Below are 20050 nucleotides of genomic sequence, written 5' to 3' on the forward strand. Positions count from 1 at the left end.
CCGGACGGCCCGACGCGAACGGCCCGATCCGGTCGGCCCGAACCGGCCCTCTGCCTGCCCCGTCGCTCAACTCACCGCTGCCGGTGCCTTTCTGAGGCACCGGCAGCACCCGTTCGGCCCGCATGGCACCCTTGACATGATCATGAACGATGATCAGCCTGGCGTCTGTTCACTTTCGTGGCAGACAACAGCAAGGGGGGCTTATGAGACGCAGAGCGGGAGCGATCCTCGCCGCGGCTTCACTGCTGATCGCGGGACTGGCGGCGACACCCGTCGCCGGCGCGCAACCTCGGAGCGAGAGCGGCGGCGCCGACGGCGAAGCCGTCTCCGTATGGCGCGCGAAGGTCACCAAGGAACAGGTACCGCTGCTGCTCGAAGCGGGCACCGACGGCCATGAGCTGACGGAACAGGTGCCCGAGAAGGGCTCCGCCACGCTGGAGCTGTACCTCACCGACGCGCAGGCCGGGCGGCTGCGCGGCAAGGGCGTCGAACTCGCCGAGCACACCCTCTCCGCCAGGGCCGAGAAGCGGGTCGCGGGTGCCGGTGACGGCGTCTTCCGTCCGTACAGCGGCGCGGGCGGCCTCAAGCAGGAGATCCTGGCCACCTCACAGGCCCACCCGGACCTCACGAAGGTCGTCTCCATCGGCCGGACGGTCAAGGGTCAGGACATCCTCGCCGTGAAGGTCACCAAGGGTGCCAAGAAGGTCAGGGACGGCTCGAAGCCCTCGACCCTCTACATGTCCAACCAGCACGCCCGTGAGTGGATCACCCCCGAGATGACGCGGCGGCTGCTCCACCACTACCTCGACGGGTACGGCACGGACCCGCGGATCACGAAGATCGTCGACTCCACCGAACTCTGGTTCGTGCTCTCCGCCAACCCGGACGGCTACGACTTCACCCACGCCGACCCCGTCAACCGCCAGTGGCGCAAGAACCTGCGCGACAACGACGGCGACGGCCGCGTGGAGTCCGGCGACGGCGTCGACCTCAACCGCAACTTCGCCTACAAGTGGGGCTACGACAACGAGGGTTCGTCGCCCGACCCGGCCGACGAGACCTACCGCGGCACCGGCCCGATGTCCGAGCCCGAGACGAAGGCGCTCGACGCCTTCCAGAAGCGCATCGGCTTCCGGTACGGCATCAACTACCACTCCGCCGCCCAGCTGCTGCTCTACGGCGTCGGCTGGCAGGTCGCCACCGACACCCCCGACGACGTGGCGCTCAAGTCGCTGGCCGGCACCCCGGAGAAGTCCGCCGTGCCGGGATACCGCCCGCAGGTGTCCTCGGAGCTCTACACCACCAACGGCGAGGCCGACGGACACGCGGCGAACGTCAACGGGATGCAGATGTTCACCCCCGAGATGTCGACCTGCGCCACCGCCTCCCGCGTCGACCCGAACGACGCCTGGGAGCCCGCCGACTGCGCCTCCGTCTTCACGTTCCCGGACGACGAGAAGCTGATCCAGGCGGAGTTCGCCAAGAACGTCCCGTTCGCGCTCGCCGTCGCCGAGACCGCCGCCCATCCGGACCGGCCCGTCTCCGTCACCGGCCTCGACGCGCCCGACTTCACCCCGCACACCTTCGCCACCTCGTACGCCCGCGGCGGCGACCAGGAGGTCGCTGTCACCGCCCGCAAGTCGCTGCGCTCCAAGGAGCTCAAGTACCGGATCAACGGCGGCCGTACGCACTCCGAGCGTCTGGAGGCCTGGGAGGGCGGCGAGACGTACGGCGGCGAGGACAACCTCTACTTCGACCAGTACCGGGCCGAGGTCGAGGACGCCGACCCGGGCGACACCGTCGAGGTCTGGTTCACCGCCCGCACCCGTGAGGGCAGGACGACCTCCTCCACCCCCTTCCGCTACACCGTGGCCGAGCGGCCCCGCGGCGACGTGCTCGTCCTCGCCGAGGAGGGCGGCACCACCGCCGCCCGGCACACCGCCGCCTACCGGGCGGCGCTCGCGGGGAGCGGCCGCTCCTCCGCCGTCTGGGACGTCGCCACCCAGGGTGCCCCCGACGCGCTCGGCGTGCTGAGCCACTTCCGCACGGTCGTCTGGTACACCGGCGCCGAGGAGCCCTCGGGCCCCGTCACCATGGCCGTACGGGACTACCTCAACGAGGGCGGCAAGCTCGTCAACGCCGGTGAGAAGTCCGGCGGACTCGTCGACATCGGCCGGGCGACGTCCAACGACTTCGCCCAGTACTACCTCGGCGCCTACCACCGGGCCGGACTGAACGGTCCGCCGTCCTTCGCCGGAGCCGGCGGATTCGGCGGCGCAACCGGCTCCCTCGGCGGCGCGGCGGACAACCCGCTCGACAACGCCGGGGCGTACACCGTCACCTCGGACACCCTGAAGCCGCGGGAGTTCCCGCAGTTCGGCAGCAGCCGGTCCGCCGGCGACTACCCGGGCGTCCGCACCCCCTTCGAGCCGTACGAGGGCACGTCCTTCGCCGCCGTCCGGCACGTCGACGACACCTGGACGCGCCTCAGCCGCACCGTCGACCTCTCCGCCGTCACCGCGGCGGACGCGCCGAGCCTGCGCTTCCAGGTCAGCTACGACACCGAGCCCGGCTACGACAACCTCGTCGTCGAGGCCCACACCGTCGGCCAGGACGACTGGACCACGCTGCCCGACGCCAACGGCGGCACCTCCGCCGCCGCGCCGGCCGACTGCGGCGAGGGCTACTACGTCCAGGGCCACCCCTTCCTCGCCCACTACCTGACCGTCGGCGAGGACGGCTGCGCCACGACCGGCACCACCGGCGCCTGGCACGCCTTCACCGGCCCCTCCAACGGCTGGCGACAGGCGTCGATCGACCTGAGCGCCTACGCGGGCAAGCAGGTCGAGCTGTCGATCTCGTACGTCTCGGACCCCGGGACCGGCGAGATGGGCGCCTTCGTCGACGACACCGCGCTCGTCGTCCGCGGCACGGCGGGCCAGAGCGAGGGCTTCGAGACCTCCCTCGGCGCCTGGTCCGTGCCGGGGCCGCCGGCCGGCAGCCCCGGCAACGGCACCGAGTGGACCCGGTCCGCGGGGCTCTTCCACTCCCAGGCCGCGGTCACCACCCGTGACACCGTTCTCCTCGGTTTCGGCCTGGAGCACGTGACGAGTACGGCGCAGCGCACGGCACTCCTCCGCAAGGCGCTCGGCACGCTGCACGGCTGAGCGGGCACCCGCACCTTTGATCACAGTCAGTGATCGGGACGAAATGGGCACCGTGGCCCGAACCTGCCGGTAATAACGGGCCACGGTGCTTTCACGAGGCATTTCGACCGCACGCGATGTCACTCTGAGCCGATGAGAGAGGTAGGGTCGTAAGCGGTCGGGGACATCCCTAAAAAAGAATCTCGCCGGCGTCGAACCCGGCGTACTCTCACGAGGAGATCGGTTCGTGACGATCCGCGTAGGCATCAACGGCTTTGGCCGCATCGGTCGCAACTACTTCCGGGCGCTCCTTGAGCAGGGTGCCGACATCGAGATCGTGGCTGTCAACGACCTGGGTGACACCGCGACCACTGCTCACCTGCTGAAGTACGACACGATCCTGGGACGCCTCAAGGCCGAGGTCACCCACACCGCCGACACCATCACCGTCGACGGCCACACCATCAAGGTGCTCTCGGAGCGCAACCCGGCCGACATCCCCTGGGGCGAGCTGGGCGTCGACATCGTCATCGAGTCGACCGGCATCTTCACCAAGAAGGCCGACGCCGAGAAGCACATCGCCGGTGGCGCGAAGAAGGTCCTCATCTCGGCTCCGGCCAAGGACGAGGACATCACCATCGTCATGGGCGTCAACCAGGACAAGTACGAGCCGGCGAACCACCACGTCATCTCGAACGCGTCCTGCACCACCAACTGTGTGGCGCCGATGGCCAAGGTCCTCGACGAGAACTTCGGCATCGTCAAGGGTCTGATGACCACGGTCCACGCGTACACCAACGACCAGCGCATCCTGGACTTCCCGCACTCCGACCTGCGCCGCGCCCGCGCCGCCGCGGAGAACATCATCCCGACCACGACGGGCGCCGCCAAGGCCACCGCCCTGGTCCTCCCGCAGCTCAAGGGCAAGCTGGACGGCATCGCCATGCGCGTCCCGGTCCCGACCGGTTCGGCCACCGACCTGGTCGTCACGCTGCAGCGCGAGGTCACCAAGGACGAGGTCAACGCCGCGTTCAAGAAGGCCGCCGACGACGGCGACCTGAAGGGCATCCTCTTCTACACCGAGGACCCGATCGTCTCCTCGGACATCGTCAGCGACCCGGCCTCCTGCACCTTCGACTCCTCCCTGACCATGGTCCAGGAGGGCAACTCGGTGAAGATCCTCGGCTGGTACGACAACGAGTGGGGCTACTCGAACCGCCTCGTCGACCTCACCGTCTTCGTGGGCAACCAGCTCTAAAGCCTCCGGAACCGGCACCTCGATGTGAGTACAGGGCTCGGACAGCGCGATGATGCGCTGTGCGAGCCCTGTCTCGTGTGCTTCACCGCGTACCAAGGAGTCAGTAGAAGATGAAGACCATCGACGAGCTTCTCGCCGAAGGCGTCGCCGGCCAGCGCGTATTCGTCCGCGCCGACCTCAACGTGCCGCTCGACGGCACCACCATCACCGACGACGGCCGCATCCGCGCCGTTCTGCCCACGGTCAAGGCGCTCGCCGACGCCGGCGCCCGGGTCGTCGTCGCCTCGCACCTGGGCCGCCCCAAGGGCGCCCCGGACCCGGCGTTCTCCCTCGCCCCGGCCGCCGCGCGCCTCGGCGAACTGCTCGGCGCCGAGGTGGCGTTCGCGACCGACACGGTCGGCGAGTCCGCCCGGTCGACCGTCGCCGGCCTTGCCGACGGCCAGGTCGCCGTCGTCGAGAACCTCCGCTTCAACGCGGGCGAGACCTCCAAGGACGACGCCGAGCGCGGCGCGTTCGCGGACCAGCTGGCCGCCCTCGCCGACGTCTACGTCGGCGACGGCTTCGGCGCCGTGCACCGCAAGCACGCCTCGGTCTTCGACCTCCCGGCCCGGCTGCCGCACGCCGCCGGCTACCTCATCGCCACCGAGGTCGGCGTCCTGAAGAAGCTGACCGCCGACGTCAGGCGTCCGTACGTGGTCGTCCTGGGCGGCGCCAAGGTCTCCGACAAGCTCGCCGTCATCGACGAGCTGCTCGGCAAGGCCGACCGTCTCCTCATCGGCGGCGGCATGGCGTACACCTTCCTCTACGCCCAGGGCCACGAGGTCGGCATCTCCCTGCTCCAGAAGGACCAGGTGGAGACCGTCAAGGAGTACATGAAGCGGGCCGAGGAGAACGGCGTCGAGCTCGTGCTCCCGGTCGACGTGCTCGTCTCCTCGGAGTTCCCGGACCTGAAGACCAAGGCCCCGGCCGACTTCGAGACCGTCGACGCCGACAAGATCCCGTCGACGAAGGAGGGCCTCGACATCGGCCCGAAGACGCGTGAGCTGTACGCGTCGAAGCTGGCCGACGCCGAGACCGTCTTCTGGAACGGCCCCCTGGGTGTCTTCGAGCACCCCGACTACGCGGGCGGGACCAAGGCCGTCGCGCAGGCCCTGCTCGACAGCCCCGGCTTCACCGTCGTCGGCGGTGGCGACAGCGCCGCCGCGGTCCGCACCCTGGGCTTCGACGAGAATGCCTTCGGCCACATTTCGACCGGCGGCGGCGCCTCCCTCGAGTACCTCGAGGGCAAGACGCTCCCCGGCCTCGCCGCACTGGAGGACTGAACACCTGTGAGCAGCACCCGCACCCCGCTGATGGCGGGCAACTGGAAGATGAACCTCAACCACCTGGAGGCCATCGCCCACGTCCAGAAGCTCGCGTTCGCGCTGACCGACAAGGACTACGACGCCGTCGAGGTCGCGGTCCTGCCGCCCTTCACCGACCTGCGGTCCGTCCAGACCCTGGTCGACGGCGACAAGCTCAAGATCAAGTACGGCGCCCAGGACATCTCGGCGCAGGACTCCGGTGCGTACACCGGCGAGATCTCGGGCCTCATGCTGTCCAAGCTGAAGTGCGCCTACGTCGCCGTGGGCCACTCCGAGCGCCGGCAGTACCACGCCGAGACGGACGAGATCTGCAACGCCAAGGTGAAGGCCGCGTTCAAGCACGGCATCACCCCGATCCTCTGCGTCGGCGAGGGCCTGGACGTCCGCAAGGCCGGACAGCAGGTCCAGTACACGCTCGACCAGCTCGACGGCGGTCTGAAGGACCTCCCGGCCGAGCAGGCCGAGTCCATCGTGATCGCGTACGAGCCGGTGTGGGCCATCGGCACCGGCGAGGTCGCCACCCCCGAGGACGCGCAGGAGGTCTGCGGTGCGATCCGCGGCCGTCTCGCGGAGCTGTACTCGCAGGAGCTGGCCGACAAGGTCCGCATCCAGTACGGCGGCTCGGTCAAGGCCGGAAACGTGGCCGCGATCATGGCTCAGCCCGACGTCGACGGTGCCCTGGTGGGCGGCGCGGCGCTGGACTCCGACGAGTTCGTCAAGATCGTCCGCTTCCGGGATCAGTGACCTGATCGGTGAGTAGGCGGTAGCGACGATCCGTCGTACCCTTGCGGGGGTCGGGCGCGAGATGCCCGGCCCCCGTCCGTATAAGTCCGAGGAAGTTGGTCCAGCCGTGGTTATGGGGTTCTCGATCGCCCTGATCGTCTTCAGCGCGCTGCTGATGCTGCTCGTGCTGATGCACAAGGGGAAGGGCGGCGGCCTCTCCGACATGTTCGGCGGTGGCATGCAGTCGTCCGTCGGTGGATCCTCGGTTGCCGAGCGCAACCTGGACCGCATCACCGTCGTGGTCGGTCTGTTGTGGTTCGCGTGCATTGTCGTACTTGCGCTTCTGATGAAGTTGGACGTGTAACTCCAATCACTGGACGCGCGTTGGGCCTTACGTAGACTGGGGCATCTTCGAGCACCATCACGCAGGGAGTTACGACCGTGGCAAGTGGCAACGCGATCCGGGGAAGCCGGGTCGGAGCGGGGCCGATGGGGGAGGCCGAGCGGGGCGAGTCGGCGCCGCGCCTCCGCATCTCCTTCTGGTGCTCGAACGGGCACGAGACGCAGCCGAGCTTCGCCAGTGACGCACAGGTTCCGGAGACGTGGGACTGCCCGCGCTGCGGCTTCCCGGCCGGTCAGGACCGGGACAACCCGCCGGACCCGCCGCGCACCGAGCCGTACAAGACGCACCTCGCGTACGTGCGTGAGCGGCGCAGCGACGCGGACGGCGAGGCGATCCTCGCGGAGGCGCTCGCCAAACTGCGCGGCGAGATCTGAGCGTGGTGTGACGGTGTGACGAACGGGCTCCGCCCGCGAACTCGGTTCGCGAGCGGGGCCCGTTCGCGTACGCCGCCCACTGCGGTGCCGGTCAGCGGTGGTTGCCGGGAATGTGCGCGGTGAGCGCCATCGCCGCGGTCGCCCGCGCGTACGTCAGCTGCGCCACGCGCGCGTAGAGGCAGTCCAGGATCAGCAGCACCGAATGCCGTGTGCCGAAGCCGCCGCGCCGGAAGCCGGTCTCGGCCGAGGTCGACGTCAGATGGAGCGAGGCGGCGCGGGCGACGGGGGAGCGGGGGTCGCCGGTCACCGCGACGGTCCGCGCGCCCCGTTCGGCCGCGAGCCGCAGCGGCGAGAGGACCTCGCGGGTCGCGCCCGAGTGGGAGAGCGCCACCACCGCGTCCGCGGGCGTGAGCAGCGCTGCCGAGGTCTCCGCGGCGTGCACCTCCGTCCAGCCGCGGGCGTCGCGGCCGATGCCGAAGAGCCGCGCCTCGGTCTCCAGGGCCACGACGCCGGAGGCGCCGACGCCGTAGACGTCGACGCGGCGGGCCTCGGCGAGGATCCGCGCGGCCCGCTCCAGCGCGTCGAGGTCCAGAGACTCGGCCGTGCGGCGCAGTGCCCCCAGGTCGGCCTGGGCGACGGCGGCGACGACCTGGGCGAGCGGATCGTCGGGGCCGATGTCCGGCCCCAGGGGCCGTTCCTGCCCGCCGCGTTCGTTCTCGCCGCGCTCCTGTGCCAGGGCGAGCAGCAACTCCTGGTACGAGCCGAGGCCGAGGGCGTGGCAGAAGCGGGTCACGGTCGCCTGGGACGTACCGGTGCGGCGGCCCAGCTCCGCGGCGGAGACCCCGGCCACACGGTCCGGACCATCGAGGACCCAGACGCCGACCTTGCGCAGAGAGCCGGACATGCGGGGCAGTTCGGAGCGGATCAGCGTGGTGATCACGGGCGCGTTCCCTCCTGCCCTGCCTGGTGCGCGGGTCTTGTCGAGCGGTGAATCTATCAACCACCATGCGGGCTGATGAACGAATCCGGGATTCAGCCCTGCGTGCTCGGGATCGACGCCGGGGGCACGCGGACCAGGGCGCGGCTCGCCAACGCCGGGACGGGCGCGGTGCTGGGCGAGGGCGTGGGCGGCGCGGGGAACGCGCTGAGCGTCGCCTCCGCCGATCTCGTACGGAACCTGGCACGGGCCCTGCGGGGTGCCGTGCCGCGCGGCGGGGCGGGCGCGGTCGTCTCCGTCGTCGCCGGCTTCGCGGGCGGCGGGCCCGGCGGAGGGGTGGAGAAGGCCGCTTCGGCGCTCGCCGCGGCGCTGTCCGGTGTCGGTGCGGCCCCGGACCGGGTCGAGGTGGTGGGGGACGCGGACATCGCCTTCGCCTCCGGGCCGGGCGCCCCGGAGGAGGGGCTCGTGCTGATCGCGGGCACCGGCGCCGCCGCCGCGCGAGTGGAGCGGCGCCGGGTGGTCCGGACCGCGGACGGGGACGGCTGGCTCCTCGGCGACGCGGGCAGCGGGTACTGGCTCGGGCGAGAGGCGCTCCGGGCGGTCCTGCGCTCGCTGGACGGCCGCGGCCCGGCCACGAGCCTCACGGAGGCGGTCGGGGAGGTGTGCGGGGGACTGACCAAGGAGGCCGTCGTCGGGTACGGGTTCGGCGGCCACCCCGTACGGCTCGCGGCGCTCAGCCCCCTCGTGGTGGAGGCGGCGCGGGCCGGGGACGGGACGGCGGGGTCCCTCCTCGACCGCGCGGCGGACGAACTGGCCTCCACCATCCGCGCGTTGGCGCCGTGTCCGGGCGAGCCGCTGGTGGTCACGGGAGGCCTGCTCGGCCCCGGCGGCCCGCTGCTGCCGCGTTTCGCCGAGCGGGTGGAGGCGGCGGGTCTGGTCCCGTCCCCGGTGCCGGACGGTCTGGCGGGCGCCGTGGCCCTGGCCCGGCTCCGGTAGGCGGCAGCGGTCCGGGCGCGGCGGCTCAGGCGGTGCCGTCCGGGCCTGGTTCGGGCTTCGTGTGGAGGATGGCGCGGGCCTGCTCCGCCGCGCGGGCGGTGCTCTCGGAGACGTGGTCGAGGAAGCGGGCGATGTTCTCGAGGCGGTTGCCGACGGGGGTGCCGGACCCGAGGACACCGACGCCCTGCCGCGCGATGTCGCTTATGTGGGCGGTGGAGCGGGCGCTGGCCATCATCGACTGGTACCAGACGTCGTCGTCCACGACGTAGCGCTCGCGGCGGCGTTCGTCGCGCTCCCGGCGGATCATGCCCTGGCCTTCGAGGAACGTGATGGCCTTGGAGACGGACGCCGGGCTGACCTGGAGGCGTCCGGCGAGTTCGGACGCGGTGAGGCTGCCCGAGTCGGCGAGGCAGAGGGAGGCCATCACCCGGGACATCATCTTGGGCATGCCCGACTGCATCATCACGGTGGTGAACACCTCCTCGTACTCGCGTACGGCTTCGGTGTCGCGGCCGTGGGCCCGCGGGGGCGCCTGCGACGGCGTGGTCTGCCTGCGGCGGTGGGCACGGCGCTCGGTCGCGCGGTGGGCCAGGTCGGCGCGGTAGGCGGTGGGGCCGCCGTTGCGCATCACTTCGCGCGTGACCGTCGAGGTCGGGCGGCCGAGGCGCCTGGCGATCTCGGCGTAGGCGAGGCCGTCGGCCAGTCCCAGCGCGATCTGCTGACGTTCGGGCTGGGTGAGCCTGCCTCCGGGCATCGCGGTCTCCTTCATGATCCGTAGAGATCGCCAGCATAGCGTTCACCGCGATTCATTGCAACGAGCTGAGGGAGTGTTGTTGCGTTGCGTTCAGAACCGTTGCAACGATTTCCCGGTATTTACCTGCAAGAACGCAGTTAAAGCGCAACGCTTGTGTTGCCGATATTCTGAACGCAACGTAGCTTTCCACTATCAGAAACGGCGGGCCGACAGGGCGTCCGCCGCTGAACTAGGAGAGCACCATGCAGAAGTTCGCCACCACCACCGCCGCCGTCTCCGCCGTCCTGGACGTCCCCGCCGGACGCATCCAGTTCATCGCCGCCGACCGGACCGACGTCACCGTCGAGGTCCGCCCCGCGAACGCCTCGAAGAGCCGGGACGTCCAGGCGGCGAAGGAGACCACGGTCGACTTCGCCGACGGTGTCCTGCGGGTCCAGGCCCCGGAGGCGAAGAGCCAGATCCTCGGCGGCTCCGGATACGTCGAGGTGACGGTCCAGCTGCCCGCCGGCTCCCACGTCGAGGCGAAGGGCGCCGACGCCGAACTCCGCGGTGTCGGGCGGCTCGGCCAGGTCGCCTTCGCGGCCGCGCAGGGCACGGTCAAGCTCGACGAGGCGGAGACCGCCCGGCTGACCCTCCAGGCCGGCGACGTCTCGGTCGGCCGCCTGGGCGGCGACGCGGAGATCCGCACCCTGAAGGGCGACCTGCGGGTCACCGAGGCCGTGCGCGGCGCGGTCGTCCTGCGTACCGAGGCCGGCGACGTGACGGTCGGCGCCGCCCGCGGCGTCTCCGCCTCCCTGGACGCCGGGACCTCCTACGGCCGGATCCACAACGCGCTCAAGAACGCCGACGGCGCCCCCGGCCTGGCCATCCACGCCACCACCGCCTACGGCGACATCACCGCCCGCAGCCTCTGACGCCCCTCACCGACGGAAAAGGAGCACACCTCATGTCCCCCACCCTTGCCGGACAGGACCGCCCCGAACTGCGGAAGGCCATCCAGGAGATCGTCGATTCCGGATTCGCCGGGGTCCAGTTGCGCGTGAACGACGAGCGGGGCGAATGGGTCGGCAGCGCCGGAGTGCGCAAGCTCGGCGAGAGCGCCGCCCCGGCGACCGACGGGCGGTTCCGGATCGGCAGCACCACCAAGACCTTCACCGCGACCGTCGTGCTGCTGCTGGTGGCCGAGGGCAGGATCGGGCTGGACAGCCCGGTGGACGACCACCTGCCCCGGTTCGGCCTCGACCGCCGGATCACGGTGCGGATGCTGCTCCAGCACACCAGCGGGCTGTTCAACCACACCGGGGAGTACTACGACGACGGGACGGTCGCGCCGGGCATTCCCTGGCAGGGCCAGGAGTACGTGGACCGTCGGTTCCACACGTACGAACCGGAGGAGCTCGTACGCCTCTCCCTGTCCAGGCCGGCGCGGTTCGAGCCGGGTGCGGACTGGAGCTACTCCAACTCCAATTACGTGCTGGCCAAGTTGCTGGTCGAGGAGGTCACCGGCCGCTCGCTGGCGGAGGAGACGGAGCGGCTGATCCTGCGGCCGCTGGGGCTGTCGGGAACCGTGGTGCCGGGCGCCTCGCCGGAGATCCCCGAGCCGCACGCGCACGGCTACTACCGGTACGAGGACGCCGGCCAGTGGAAGGTGGTCGACGTCACCCGCTTCAACGGCTCCTGGATCTCCGCCGCCGGCGACATGATCTCGACCACCGAGGACCTCCACACCTTCTTCTCCGCCCTGCTGGGCGGCCGCCTCCTGCCCGCCCCGCTGCTGGCCGAGATGTGCACGCCGCACCCCAAGCTGGGCTACGGCCTCGGGGTCTTCGTGGAGGAGACGGACGACTGCGGGACGATCCTCCACCACAACGGCGGCTTCTTCGGCTGGGCGGCGCTGATGTACAGCACCCCCGACGGACGGAGGACGCTGACCGCCTCACTCACCACCGGGGACGCCGACCTGGACTTCGCCGCCACGGCCGCGGCGTTCCAGAAGGCGCAGAAGACGCTCGTCGGCGAGGTGTTCGGCAGGCGGGCCGCGTCCACCGGGCCGAGCCGCCGGCCCGGCGTCCCCGGGTCTTGACGGTGCTCCGACGGGCTGGTTCATTGAATCGGATTGCTCACCAGAGTCCGGTTCAACGAACCAGTGGAGGTCTCGCCATGCCCCAACCCGCCCTCGGTGCCGCTCTGTTCGCCGATCACGCGCGCGAGGCCGTCGAACACGTCGTGGCCGCCAACAAGGACTCCGTCACCGCCGCCGCCCGCCTCTTCGCCGACTGCGTCGCCGCCGACGGGGTGGTCCACGCCTTCGGCACCGGCCACTCGCAGGCCGCGGCCCTGGAGATCGCGGGCCGCGCGGGCGGACTCGTGCCCACCAGCCGGATCGCGCTCGCCGACCTCGTCCTGCGGGGCGGCGAGGACCCCTCCGTACTCGCCGATCCGCTCCTGGAGCGCGCCCCCGGCCTCGCCGACCGGCTCTACGCCCTGGCCACCCCGCGGCCGCAGGACCTCTTCGTGGTCATCTCCAACTCCGGTGTGAACAGCGCCGTCGTCGACCTGGCGCTCAAGGTGACCGGGGCCGGCCACCGGCTCGTCGCGCTCACCTCGCGCACCCACACCCACGCCGTCCCCGCCCTGCACGCGAGCGGCCGCCGGCTCGCCGACCTCGCCGACGCCGTCCTCGACAACGGCGCCCCCACCGGCGACGCCGTGCTGCCCCTGCCGGACGGCACCGCGCTCTGCGGGGTCTCCACCCTCACCTCGTCCCTGCTCGTGCAGATGGTCGTCGCCGAGGCGGTCGCCCTGCTCCTCGCCGAGGGCCACGAACCGCCGGTGTACGTCTCCGCCAACCTCCCGGGCGGCCACGAACGCAACGCGGTGCTGGAGGCCCGGTACGCGGGCCGGCTCCATCGCGGCGGGCACTGAGTCGTCGCGCGCCTTCCGCCCCCGCGATCAATTAGGTTGGAGTCGCAGCGGGGCAAGCAGGCAGGAAGAGAAGAAGTAGGCGATGTCCGAGATGAACGCAGCAGGTCGCACGAGGCTCAACCAGCTTCCCGAATGGGCCGCCCTCGGCAAGCACCGCGAGCAGCTGGGGGCCACCCATCTGCGCGAGCTGTTCGCCGCCGAACCGAGTCGTGGCACCGCGTACACACTGCGCGTCGGCGACCTGTACCTGGACCACTCCAAGCACCTGGTCACCGACGAGACGCTGACGCTGCTGCGCGAACTGGCCGCGGCCACCGGCGTGGCCGAGCTGCGCGACGCCATGTTCCGCGGCGAGAAGATCAACACCACCGAGGACCGCGCGGTCCTGCACACCGCGCTGCGCGCCCCGCGCGACGCCGTCGTCGAGGTCGACGGCGAGAACGTCGTCCCGGCCGTCCACGCCGTCCTCGACAAGATGGCCGCCTTCGCGGACAAGGTCCGCGCGGGTGAGTGGACCGGCCACACCGGGAGGCCGATCAGGAACATCGTGAACATCGGCATCGGCGGCTCCGACCTCGGTCCCGCCATGGCGTACGAGGCCCTCCGCGCCTACACCCAGCGGGATCTGACGTTCCGCTTCGTCTCCAACGTGGACGGCGCCGACCTCCACGAGGCCGTCCGCGACCTCGACCCGGCCGAGACGCTCTTCATCGTCGCCTCGAAGACGTTCACCACCATCGAGACGGTCACCAACGCCACCTCCGCCCGCGACTGGCTCCTCACCGGACTGGGCGCCGGCCAGGAAGCCGTCGCCAAGCACTTCGTCGCCCTGTCGACCAACGCCGAGAAGGTGCAGGAGTTCGGCATCGACACGGCCAACATGTTCGAGTTCTGGGACTGGGTCGGCGGACGGTACTCCTACGACTCCGCCATCGGTCTCTCCCTGATGATCGCCATCGGCCCGGAGCACTTCCGCGAGATGCTCGCCGGCTTCCACCTCGTCGACGAGCACTTCCGCACCGCCCCCGCCGAGGAGAACGCGCCGCTGCTCCTCGGCCTCCTCGGCGTCTGGTACGGCGGTTTCTTCGACGCCCAGTCCCACGCCGTCCTGCCGTACTCGCACTACCTGTCGAAGTTCACCGCCTACCTCCAGCAGCTCGACATGGAGTCCAACGGCAAGTCCGTCGACCGCGACGGCAAGCCCGTCGACTGGCAGACGGGTCCGGTCGTCTGGGGCACGCCCGGCACCAACGGACAGCACGCGTACTACCAGTTGATCCACCAGGGCACCAAGCTCATCCCGGCCGACTTCATCGGCTTCGCCGAGCCCGTCGCCGACCTCGCCCCCGGTCTCGTCGCCCAGCACGACCTGCTCATGGCCAACTTCTTCGCCCAGACGCAGGCGCTGGCCTTCGGCAAGACGCCCGAGGAGGTGCGGGCCGAGGGCGTCGCCGAGGAACTCGTCCCGCACAAGACCTTCCAGGGCAACCACCCCACCACCACGATCCTCGCCAGGGAGCTCACCCCCTCGGTCCTCGGCCAGCTCGTCGCGCTGTACGAGCACAAGGTGTTCGTCCAGGGCGCGATCTGGAACATCGACTCCTTCGACCAGTGGGGCGTCGAGCTCGGCAAGGTCCTCGCCAAGGAGATCGAGCCGGTGCTCACCCAGGGCACGGGCGGTGAGGAGCTCGACGGCTCGACCGCCGCGCTCGTCGACACCTATCGGACGCTCAGGGGGCGCTGACCGATGACGGGGGAGAACGCGGTGCGGCTGCGGGCGCCGAGCAACACGCTCGACGAACGGGCCGTCGGCTGGTGGCGCACCCAATGGCTGGTGACCACCGCCGTGCCGGTGGCGGTCCTCGGCGTGCTCGGGGCGTTGATCACGCCGGCCCGGTTCTGGCTCTGGCTGCCCGCCGCCGTCCTGGCGGCCGTCGGCCTCGCCTGCGCCGCGTTCTTCCCCGCCTGGTGGTTCCGGGTCCACCGCTGGGAAGTCACCGAGGACGCCGTCTACGTCCGGACGGGGGCCCTCTGGCAGGAGTGGCGGATCGCCCCCATGTCCCGCATCCAGACCGTCGACACCGTCAGGGGCCCGCTGGAGCAGTACTTCCGGCTCGCCACGGTCACCGTGACCACCGCCTCCGCCAAGGGCGCGATCCGCGTCGAGGGTCTCGACCACGAACTCGCCGCGGAGCTCGCGGAGAAGCTCACCCGCATCACCCAGGCCACGCCCGGGGACGCCACATGAGCGAGGAGTGGCGACGCCTGGACCGCCGTACGGTCCTGGTCACCGCCGCCGTCCTCGCGGGCGTCGCCGCGGGCGCGGCCCTGCCCACCTTCTTCGGCCTGACCAACGCCATGCCCGCCCGGAAGGCCGCCGGCTGGATCCTCGCCGGGGCGGTGCTCCTCATCGGCGCCGGCTCGGCCGCCGACCACGTCCGCTGGCGGCGCACCCGCTACCGCGTCGGAGCCGAACGCACAGAACTCCACACCGGGCTCTTCCTGGTCAGACGCCGCTCCCTGGCCCGTGAACGCATCCGCAGTGTCGACCTGACCGCCAACCCGCTGCAGCGCGCTCTCGGCCTGGTCAAGGTCCGCATCGGCACCGGCGAGCACAGCGGCGGCGAGTCCACCCTCGAACTCGACCCGGTCGCCAGGGCCGAGGGCGAACGGCTCCGTCGCGAGCTGCTCGACCGGACGCTCACCGGCACCGAGGACACCCGCCACGACGGTGCGCTCGCCGAGCTCGACCCGCGCTGGATCCGCTACGCCCCGGTCTCCTTCGTCGCCGTGGCCCTGGGAGGAGCGGCGGCCGGTGCCGTGATGCAGGTCAGCGAGTGGTTCGGGGCGCAGAAGGAGGTCATCGACTGGATAGGCGACCGCTTCCAGGGCACCTCCGTTGTCTCCATGATCCTCGTTCTGATCGCCCTGGCCGTCCTCGTCGGCACCGTCGGCGCACTCGGCCTCTGGGTCGAGATGTGGTGGAACTACCGCCTGGAGCGGGAGCCCGGCGGCACCCTGCGGGTCCGGCGCGGACTGTTCACCGCCCGCTCGATCTCCATCGAGGAACGCCGGCTGCGCGGTGTCGAACTGGTCGAGCCGCTCGGCGTGCGGATGTGCCGCGCCGCCCGCGTCGACGCCGTCGCCACCGGACTCGCCGAGCGCGCCGAGGAGGAGCACGCCGACACCAAGACCCTGCTGCCCGCGGCGCCGCGCGCGGTCGCCGACCGGGTCGCCGCGCAGGTGCTGCGCGCGTCCGAGCCCCCGACGAGCGCGCCGCTCACCGCCCATCCCCCCGCCGCCCGCACCCGGCGGCTGCGCTGGGCGCTGTGGAGCGTGCTCACCCCCGCCGGCGTCCTCGCCGTCCTCGGCGCCCTCCTCACGCCGGTCCTGTTCTACGTGGCCGCCGGCACCGCCCTCGTCCTCGGCCCGCTCGCGGTCGTGTTCGCGCGCGACGCCTACCGCAACCTCGGGCACGGCGTCACCGGCGACTACCTGCTGGCCCGCTCCGGCACGGTCCGCCGGACCACGGTCGCCCTCCAGCGCGGCGGCGTCATCGGCTGGACCGTCAGGCAGTCGTACGTCCAGCGGCGCGCCGGCCTGCTGACGCTCACCGCGACGACCGCCGCGGGCACGGGCGCGTACGACGTCCACGACGCGGGGCAGGGCGAGGGACTGACCTTCGCCGCCGAGGCCGTGCCGGACCTGCTCGCGCCCTTCCTGGAACAGGTACGGGAAACGCAGGAGGCCCGGTCCACCGTGCGGTGAACCGGGCCCCTCGAGCGTCCGTCAGGCCGAAGCCGGCGGGTAGAGCGCGCGCGGCAGCTCCGAGGCGGCCGCCGCGTCGAGCAGCCAGAGCGTCCGCGAACGCCCGTGGGCGCCCGCTGCCGGGGCCTGGATCTCACCCGCTCCGGAGAGCGCCATCGCCGCGGCCTTCGCCTTGTCCTCGCCGGCCGCGAGGAGCCAGACCTCACGGGCGGACCGGATCGCCGGCAGGGTCAGCGTGATCCGGGTCGGCGGCGGCTTGGGCGCGCCGTGCACGCCCACCACCGTGCGTTCGGTCTCGCGGACCGCGGGGAGCTCCGGGAACAGCGAGGCCACGTGCGTGTCCGGGCCGACGCCCAGCATCAGCACGTCGAAGCCCGGCACCGATCCGTGGTTCTCCGGACCGGCGGCCGCGGCCAGTTCGGCCGCGTACGCCTCGGCCGCGGCCTCGACGTCGTTGCCGTACGGTCCGTCCGAGGCCGGCATCGCGTGCACCCGGGCCGGGTCCAGCGGGACGCGGCCGAGCAGCGCCTCACGGGCCTGGGTGACATTGCGCTCCGGGTCGCCCTCGGGCAGGAACCGCTCGTCGCCCCACCACAGATCGAGCCGCGACCAGTCGATCGCGTCCCGCGCGGGGGCCGAACCGAGCGCCGCGAGCAGCCCGTTGCCGTTGCGGCCGCCCGTGAGGACCACGGAGGCCGAGCCGCGGGCGGACTGGGCGTCCACGATCCGCGTGATCAGCCGGGCCGCCGCGGCCTGCGCCATCAGCTCCTTGTCGCGGTGGACGACGAGCTGGGGAGTGCTCACTTGGCCGCCGCCTTCTTGGCCGGAGCCTTCTTCGCGGGCGCCTTGGCCGCCTGGTGGGCCGGATCGGCCGCGGTCGCCGCCGGGTCCGCCGCAGCGGCTTCCCGGCCGGCCGCCGCATCCGCCGGAGCCGTCGTCTTCGACTCCTCGTCCAGCCGGTCGAGCCCGAACCGCAGCGCCGAGGCGTACGTGTCGTCCGGGTCGAGCCGGCGCAGCTCCTCCGCGATCAGCTCGGCCGTGTCGCGGCGCTTGAGCGCCACACCGCGGTCCGGCTGGCCCTGGATGGAGAGCGTCGCCAGCGAACCGTCCGGCCGGTCGAGGACTATCGGCCCGCAGGTGGACTCCATCCGCACGGAGGTGAGCCCCGGGCCTGCCGACGTGGACCGGCGCACCGGTACCTTCAGCCGGTCCGCCAGCCACATGGCGAGCAGCTCGACGCTCGGGTTGAACTCCTCGCCCTCCACCTCGGCCGAGGTGACCTCGCACACGACCTGGTCCAGCGCGGCGGCCAGCATCGAACGCCACGGGGTGATCCGGGTCCAGGCCAGGTCCGTGTCGCCCGGGGTGTACGTGTCCGCGCGCCCGGTCAGCTCGTGGATCGGCTGCTCGGAGGCGTACGTGTCGGTCACCCGGCGCTGGGCGAGCGCGCCCAGCGGGTCGTTCGCCGGGTCGGCCGGGGCGTTGACCGGCCACCAGACGACGACGGGCGCGTCCGGGAGGAGCAGCGGAAGGACCACCGACTGGGCGTGGTCGACGACCTCGCCGTAGAGGCGGAGGACAACCGTTTCCCCCGTGCTGGCGTCGGCGCCGAGGCGGACCTCGGCGTCGAGCCGCGCCTTCGCGCGGTCCCGCGGCGAACGCGAGACCCGCTTGATGACCACCAGGGTCCGCGAAGGGTGTTCGCGGGACGCGTCGTTGGCCGCCTTGAGCGCGTCGTAGGCGTTCTCCTCGTCGGTGACGATGACGAGGGTGAGCACCATGCCGACGGCGGGCGTGCCGATGGCGCGACGTCCGAGCACCAGCGCCTTGTTGATCTTGCTGGACGTGGTGTCCGTCAGGTCGGTCTTCATGGCCGGCGCCAGCTCCGTCCGTCTCGTGCGAGCATTTCGTCCGCCTCGACCGGACCCCAGGTACCCGACGGGTACTGTGCGGGCTTGCCGTGCTTGTCCCAGTACTGCTCGATCGGGTCGAGGATCTTCCAGGACAGCTCGACCTCCTCGACCCGCGGGAAGAGGTTCGAGTCGCCGAGCAGCACATCGAGGATGAGCCGCTCGTACGCCTCGGGGCTGGACTCCGTGAAGGACTCGCCGTAGGCGAAGTCCATCGACACGTCCCGGACCTCCATCGAGGTGCCCGGAACCTTGGAGCCGAACCGCATGGTCACGCCCTCGTCCGGCTGGACGCGGATGACCAGGGCGTTCTGCCCCAGCTCCTCCGTCGCCGTCTTGTCGAACGGCGAGTGCGGCGCGCGCTGGAAGACCACCGCGATCTCGGTGACGCGGCGGCCGAGCCGCTTGCCGGTACGGAGGTAGAACGGGACGCCCGCCCAGCGGCGGTTGTCGATCTCCAGCTTGATGGCCGCGAAGGTGTCGGTCTTCGACTTGGGGTCGATGCCGTCCTCCTGCAGATAGCCGACGGCCTTCGCGCCGCCCTGCCATCCCGGCGCGTACTGGCCGCGCACGGTCGAGGCGCCCAGGTCCTTGGGCAGCTTCACCGCGCCGAGCACCTTGGTCTTCTCGGCCGCGAGCGCGTCCGCGTCGAAGGAGGCGGGCTCCTCCATCGCGGTCAGCGCGAGCAGCTGGAGGAGGTGGTTCTGGATGACGTCACGGGCGGCGCCGATGCCGTCGTAGTACCCGGCACGGCCGCCGATGCCGATGTCCTCGGCCATGGTGATCTGCACGTGGTCGACGTACGACCGGTTCCAGATCGGCTCGAAGAGGGTGTTGGCGAAGCGGAGCGCCAGGATGTTCTGGACGGTCTCCTTGCCCAGGTAGTGGTCGATCCGGAAGACCGCCTCGGGCGGGAAGACCTCGTGCACGACCTCGTTGAGCTCCTTGGCGGAGGCCAGGTCGTGGCCGAAGGGCTTCTCGATGACCGCGCGGCGCCAGGAGTTGTTCTTCTGCTCGGCCAGGCCGTGCTTCTTCAGCTGCTGGACGACCAGCGGGAAGAACTTCGGCGGCACGGAGAGGTAGAAGGCGAAGTTGCCGCCCGTGCCCTGCGCCTTGTCCAGCTCCTCGATGGTGGTCTTCAGCTGGTCGAAGGCGTCGTCGTCGTCGAAGTCGCCCTGGACGAAGCGCATCCCCTGGATCAGCTGCTGCCACACCTCCTCGCGGAACGGGGTGCGGGCGTGCTGCTTGACGGCCTCGTAGACCTCCTGCGCGAAGTCCTCGTCCTGCCACTCACGGCGGGCGAAGCCGATGAGCGAGAAGCCCGGCGGCAGCAGACCGCGGTTGGCGAGGTCGTAGACGGCAGGCATCAGCTTCTTACGGGACAAATCGCCCGTGACACCGAAGATCACCAGACCCGACGGCCCCGCGATACGCGGGAGCCGTCGGTCTGCGGCGTCACGGAGCGGGTTGGCTCCGTGGACTGCGCTCAAAG

18 protein-coding genes are annotated in these 20050 nt (G+C 71.3%); 13 read left to right on the forward strand and 5 right to left on the reverse strand.

What is annotated here, in order from left to right:
* Positions 1-203 precede the first annotated feature (203 nt).
* From ACZ3IJ_RS17155 to ACZ3IJ_RS17180, 6 genes are all read left to right on the forward strand, one after another.
* Positions 204-3167, forward strand: coding sequence for a M14 family metallopeptidase (locus ACZ3IJ_RS17155; RefSeq protein WP_467468924.1), 2964 nt, complete (start codon positions 204-206; stop codon positions 3165-3167).
* A gap of 226 nt (positions 3168-3393) precedes the next feature.
* Complete coding sequence (gene gap, locus ACZ3IJ_RS17160; RefSeq protein WP_352186288.1) at positions 3394-4404, forward strand: type I glyceraldehyde-3-phosphate dehydrogenase; 1011 nt, start codon at positions 3394-3396, stop codon at positions 4402-4404.
* Positions 4405-4514: 110 nt separating this feature from the next.
* Entirely contained in the window at positions 4515-5726 is a 1212-nt protein-coding gene (locus ACZ3IJ_RS17165; RefSeq protein WP_467468927.1) for a phosphoglycerate kinase, read from the forward strand.
* A 30-nt stretch (positions 5727-5756) separates the two neighbouring features.
* On the forward strand, positions 5757-6512 hold the full coding sequence (gene tpiA / locus ACZ3IJ_RS17170) for a triose-phosphate isomerase (RefSeq protein WP_467469087.1): 756 nt from the start codon (positions 5757-5759) through the stop codon (positions 6510-6512).
* Positions 6513-6624: 112 nt separating this feature from the next.
* Positions 6625-6855 carry a preprotein translocase subunit SecG gene (gene secG / locus ACZ3IJ_RS17175; RefSeq protein WP_137990086.1) on the forward strand — a complete coding sequence of 77 codons (231 nt, stop codon included), beginning with the start codon at positions 6625-6627 and terminating at the stop codon, positions 6853-6855.
* A gap of 77 nt (positions 6856-6932) precedes the next feature.
* Positions 6933-7268: an RNA polymerase-binding protein RbpA gene (locus ACZ3IJ_RS17180; protein ID WP_003976875.1), complete on the forward strand. Its 336-nt coding sequence runs from the start codon at positions 6933-6935 to the stop codon at positions 7266-7268.
* A gap of 91 nt (positions 7269-7359) precedes the next feature.
* Here the strand turns inward: ACZ3IJ_RS17180 and ACZ3IJ_RS17185 are convergent, their stop codons facing one another.
* Positions 7360-8172 (reverse strand): MurR/RpiR family transcriptional regulator, encoded by an 813-nt coding sequence (locus tag ACZ3IJ_RS17185; protein WP_467469089.1) that lies wholly within the window; start codon positions 8170-8172, stop codon positions 7360-7362.
* A gap of 111 nt (positions 8173-8283) precedes the next feature.
* Here ACZ3IJ_RS17185 and ACZ3IJ_RS17190 point away from each other — a divergent pair, with 111 nt between their 5' ends.
* Entirely contained in the window at positions 8284-9201 is a 918-nt protein-coding gene (locus ACZ3IJ_RS17190) for an N-acetylglucosamine kinase (RefSeq protein WP_467468930.1), read from the forward strand.
* 25 nt (positions 9202-9226) lie between these two features.
* On the opposite strand, the gene ACZ3IJ_RS17195 is transcribed toward ACZ3IJ_RS17190, so the two are convergent.
* Positions 9227-9955 (reverse strand): GbsR/MarR family transcriptional regulator, encoded by a 729-nt coding sequence (locus ACZ3IJ_RS17195; protein ID WP_467468932.1) that lies wholly within the window; start codon positions 9953-9955, stop codon positions 9227-9229.
* 242 nt (positions 9956-10197) lie between these two features.
* Here ACZ3IJ_RS17195 and ACZ3IJ_RS17200 point away from each other — a divergent pair, with 242 nt between their 5' ends.
* From ACZ3IJ_RS17200 to ACZ3IJ_RS17225, 6 genes are all read left to right on the forward strand, one after another.
* Complete coding sequence (locus ACZ3IJ_RS17200; protein ID WP_467468934.1) at positions 10198-10869, forward strand: DUF4097 family beta strand repeat-containing protein; 672 nt, start codon at positions 10198-10200, stop codon at positions 10867-10869.
* Between the two features lie 32 nt (positions 10870-10901).
* The gene (locus ACZ3IJ_RS17205; RefSeq protein ID WP_467468936.1) at positions 10902-12038 is read left to right on the forward strand and encodes a serine hydrolase domain-containing protein; all 1137 of its coding nucleotides are present in this window, start codon (positions 10902-10904) and stop codon (positions 12036-12038) included.
* 77 nt (positions 12039-12115) lie between these two features.
* On the forward strand, positions 12116-12880 hold the full coding sequence (locus tag ACZ3IJ_RS17210; RefSeq protein ID WP_467468938.1) for a sugar isomerase domain-containing protein: 765 nt from the start codon (positions 12116-12118) through the stop codon (positions 12878-12880).
* A 91-nt stretch (positions 12881-12971) separates the two neighbouring features.
* Positions 12972-14624: a glucose-6-phosphate isomerase gene (gene pgi / locus ACZ3IJ_RS17215; RefSeq protein WP_467469091.1), complete on the forward strand. Its 1653-nt coding sequence runs from the start codon at positions 12972-12974 to the stop codon at positions 14622-14624.
* A gap of 3 nt (positions 14625-14627) precedes the next feature.
* The gene (locus ACZ3IJ_RS17220; protein WP_467468940.1) at positions 14628-15128 is read left to right on the forward strand and encodes a PH domain-containing protein; all 501 of its coding nucleotides are present in this window, start codon (positions 14628-14630) and stop codon (positions 15126-15128) included.
* Complete coding sequence (locus ACZ3IJ_RS17225; RefSeq protein WP_467468942.1) at positions 15125-16648, forward strand: PH domain-containing protein; 1524 nt, start codon at positions 15125-15127, stop codon at positions 16646-16648. The genes ACZ3IJ_RS17220 and ACZ3IJ_RS17225 overlap by 4 nt, the downstream gene beginning before the upstream one ends.
* 21 nt (positions 16649-16669) lie before the next feature.
* Here ACZ3IJ_RS17225 and pgl read toward each other — a convergent pair whose 3' ends face one another.
* From pgl to zwf, 3 genes are read right to left on the reverse strand one after another with little or no spacing between them, the layout of a single operon-like run.
* On the reverse strand, positions 16670-17452 hold the full coding sequence (gene pgl / locus ACZ3IJ_RS17230; RefSeq protein ID WP_467468944.1) for a 6-phosphogluconolactonase: 783 nt from the start codon (positions 17450-17452) through the stop codon (positions 16670-16672).
* Positions 17449-18519: a glucose-6-phosphate dehydrogenase assembly protein OpcA gene (opcA, locus tag ACZ3IJ_RS17235; protein ID WP_467468946.1), complete on the reverse strand. Its 1071-nt coding sequence runs from the start codon at positions 18517-18519 to the stop codon at positions 17449-17451. The genes pgl and opcA overlap by 4 nt, the downstream gene beginning before the upstream one ends.
* On the reverse strand, positions 18516-20048 hold the full coding sequence (gene zwf / locus ACZ3IJ_RS17240; protein ID WP_467468948.1) for a glucose-6-phosphate dehydrogenase: 1533 nt from the start codon (positions 20046-20048) through the stop codon (positions 18516-18518). The genes opcA and zwf overlap by 4 nt, the downstream gene beginning before the upstream one ends.
* Between the last annotated feature and the right edge of the window lie 2 nt (positions 20049-20050).

The sequence above is a fragment of the Streptomyces sp. NPDC013317 genome (assembly GCF_055563155.1).

Excerpts from the sequence above, each read along its gene's own strand:
- ACZ3IJ_RS17155 (WP_467468924.1), top strand. The coding sequence starts at position 204 with ATGAGACGCAGAGCGGGAGCGATCCTCGCCGCGGCTTCACTGCTGATC.
- ACZ3IJ_RS17165 (WP_467468927.1), top strand. The coding sequence starts at position 4,515 with ATGAAGACCATCGACGAGCTTCTCGCCGAAGGCGTCGCCGGCCAGCGC.
- tpiA (WP_467469087.1), top strand. The coding sequence starts at position 5,757 with ATGGCGGGCAACTGGAAGATGAACCTCAACCACCTGGAGGCCATCGCC.
- secG (WP_137990086.1), top strand. The coding sequence starts at position 6,625 with ATGGGGTTCTCGATCGCCCTGATCGTCTTCAGCGCGCTGCTGATGCTG.
- ACZ3IJ_RS17185 (WP_467469089.1), bottom strand. The coding sequence starts at position 8,172 with ATGTCCGGCTCTCTGCGCAAGGTCGGCGTCTGGGTCCTCGATGGTCCG.
- ACZ3IJ_RS17190 (WP_467468930.1), top strand. The coding sequence starts at position 8,284 with ATGAACGAATCCGGGATTCAGCCCTGCGTGCTCGGGATCGACGCCGGG.
- ACZ3IJ_RS17195 (WP_467468932.1), bottom strand. The coding sequence starts at position 9,955 with ATGCCCGGAGGCAGGCTCACCCAGCCCGAACGTCAGCAGATCGCGCTG.
- ACZ3IJ_RS17200 (WP_467468934.1), top strand. The coding sequence starts at position 10,198 with ATGCAGAAGTTCGCCACCACCACCGCCGCCGTCTCCGCCGTCCTGGAC.
- ACZ3IJ_RS17205 (WP_467468936.1), top strand. The coding sequence starts at position 10,902 with ATGTCCCCCACCCTTGCCGGACAGGACCGCCCCGAACTGCGGAAGGCC.
- ACZ3IJ_RS17210 (WP_467468938.1), top strand. The coding sequence starts at position 12,116 with ATGCCCCAACCCGCCCTCGGTGCCGCTCTGTTCGCCGATCACGCGCGC.
- pgi (WP_467469091.1), top strand. The coding sequence starts at position 12,972 with ATGAACGCAGCAGGTCGCACGAGGCTCAACCAGCTTCCCGAATGGGCC.
- ACZ3IJ_RS17220 (WP_467468940.1), top strand. The coding sequence starts at position 14,628 with ATGACGGGGGAGAACGCGGTGCGGCTGCGGGCGCCGAGCAACACGCTC.
- ACZ3IJ_RS17225 (WP_467468942.1), top strand. The coding sequence starts at position 15,125 with ATGAGCGAGGAGTGGCGACGCCTGGACCGCCGTACGGTCCTGGTCACC.
- opcA (WP_467468946.1), bottom strand. The coding sequence starts at position 18,519 with ATGAAGACCGACCTGACGGACACCACGTCCAGCAAGATCAACAAGGCG.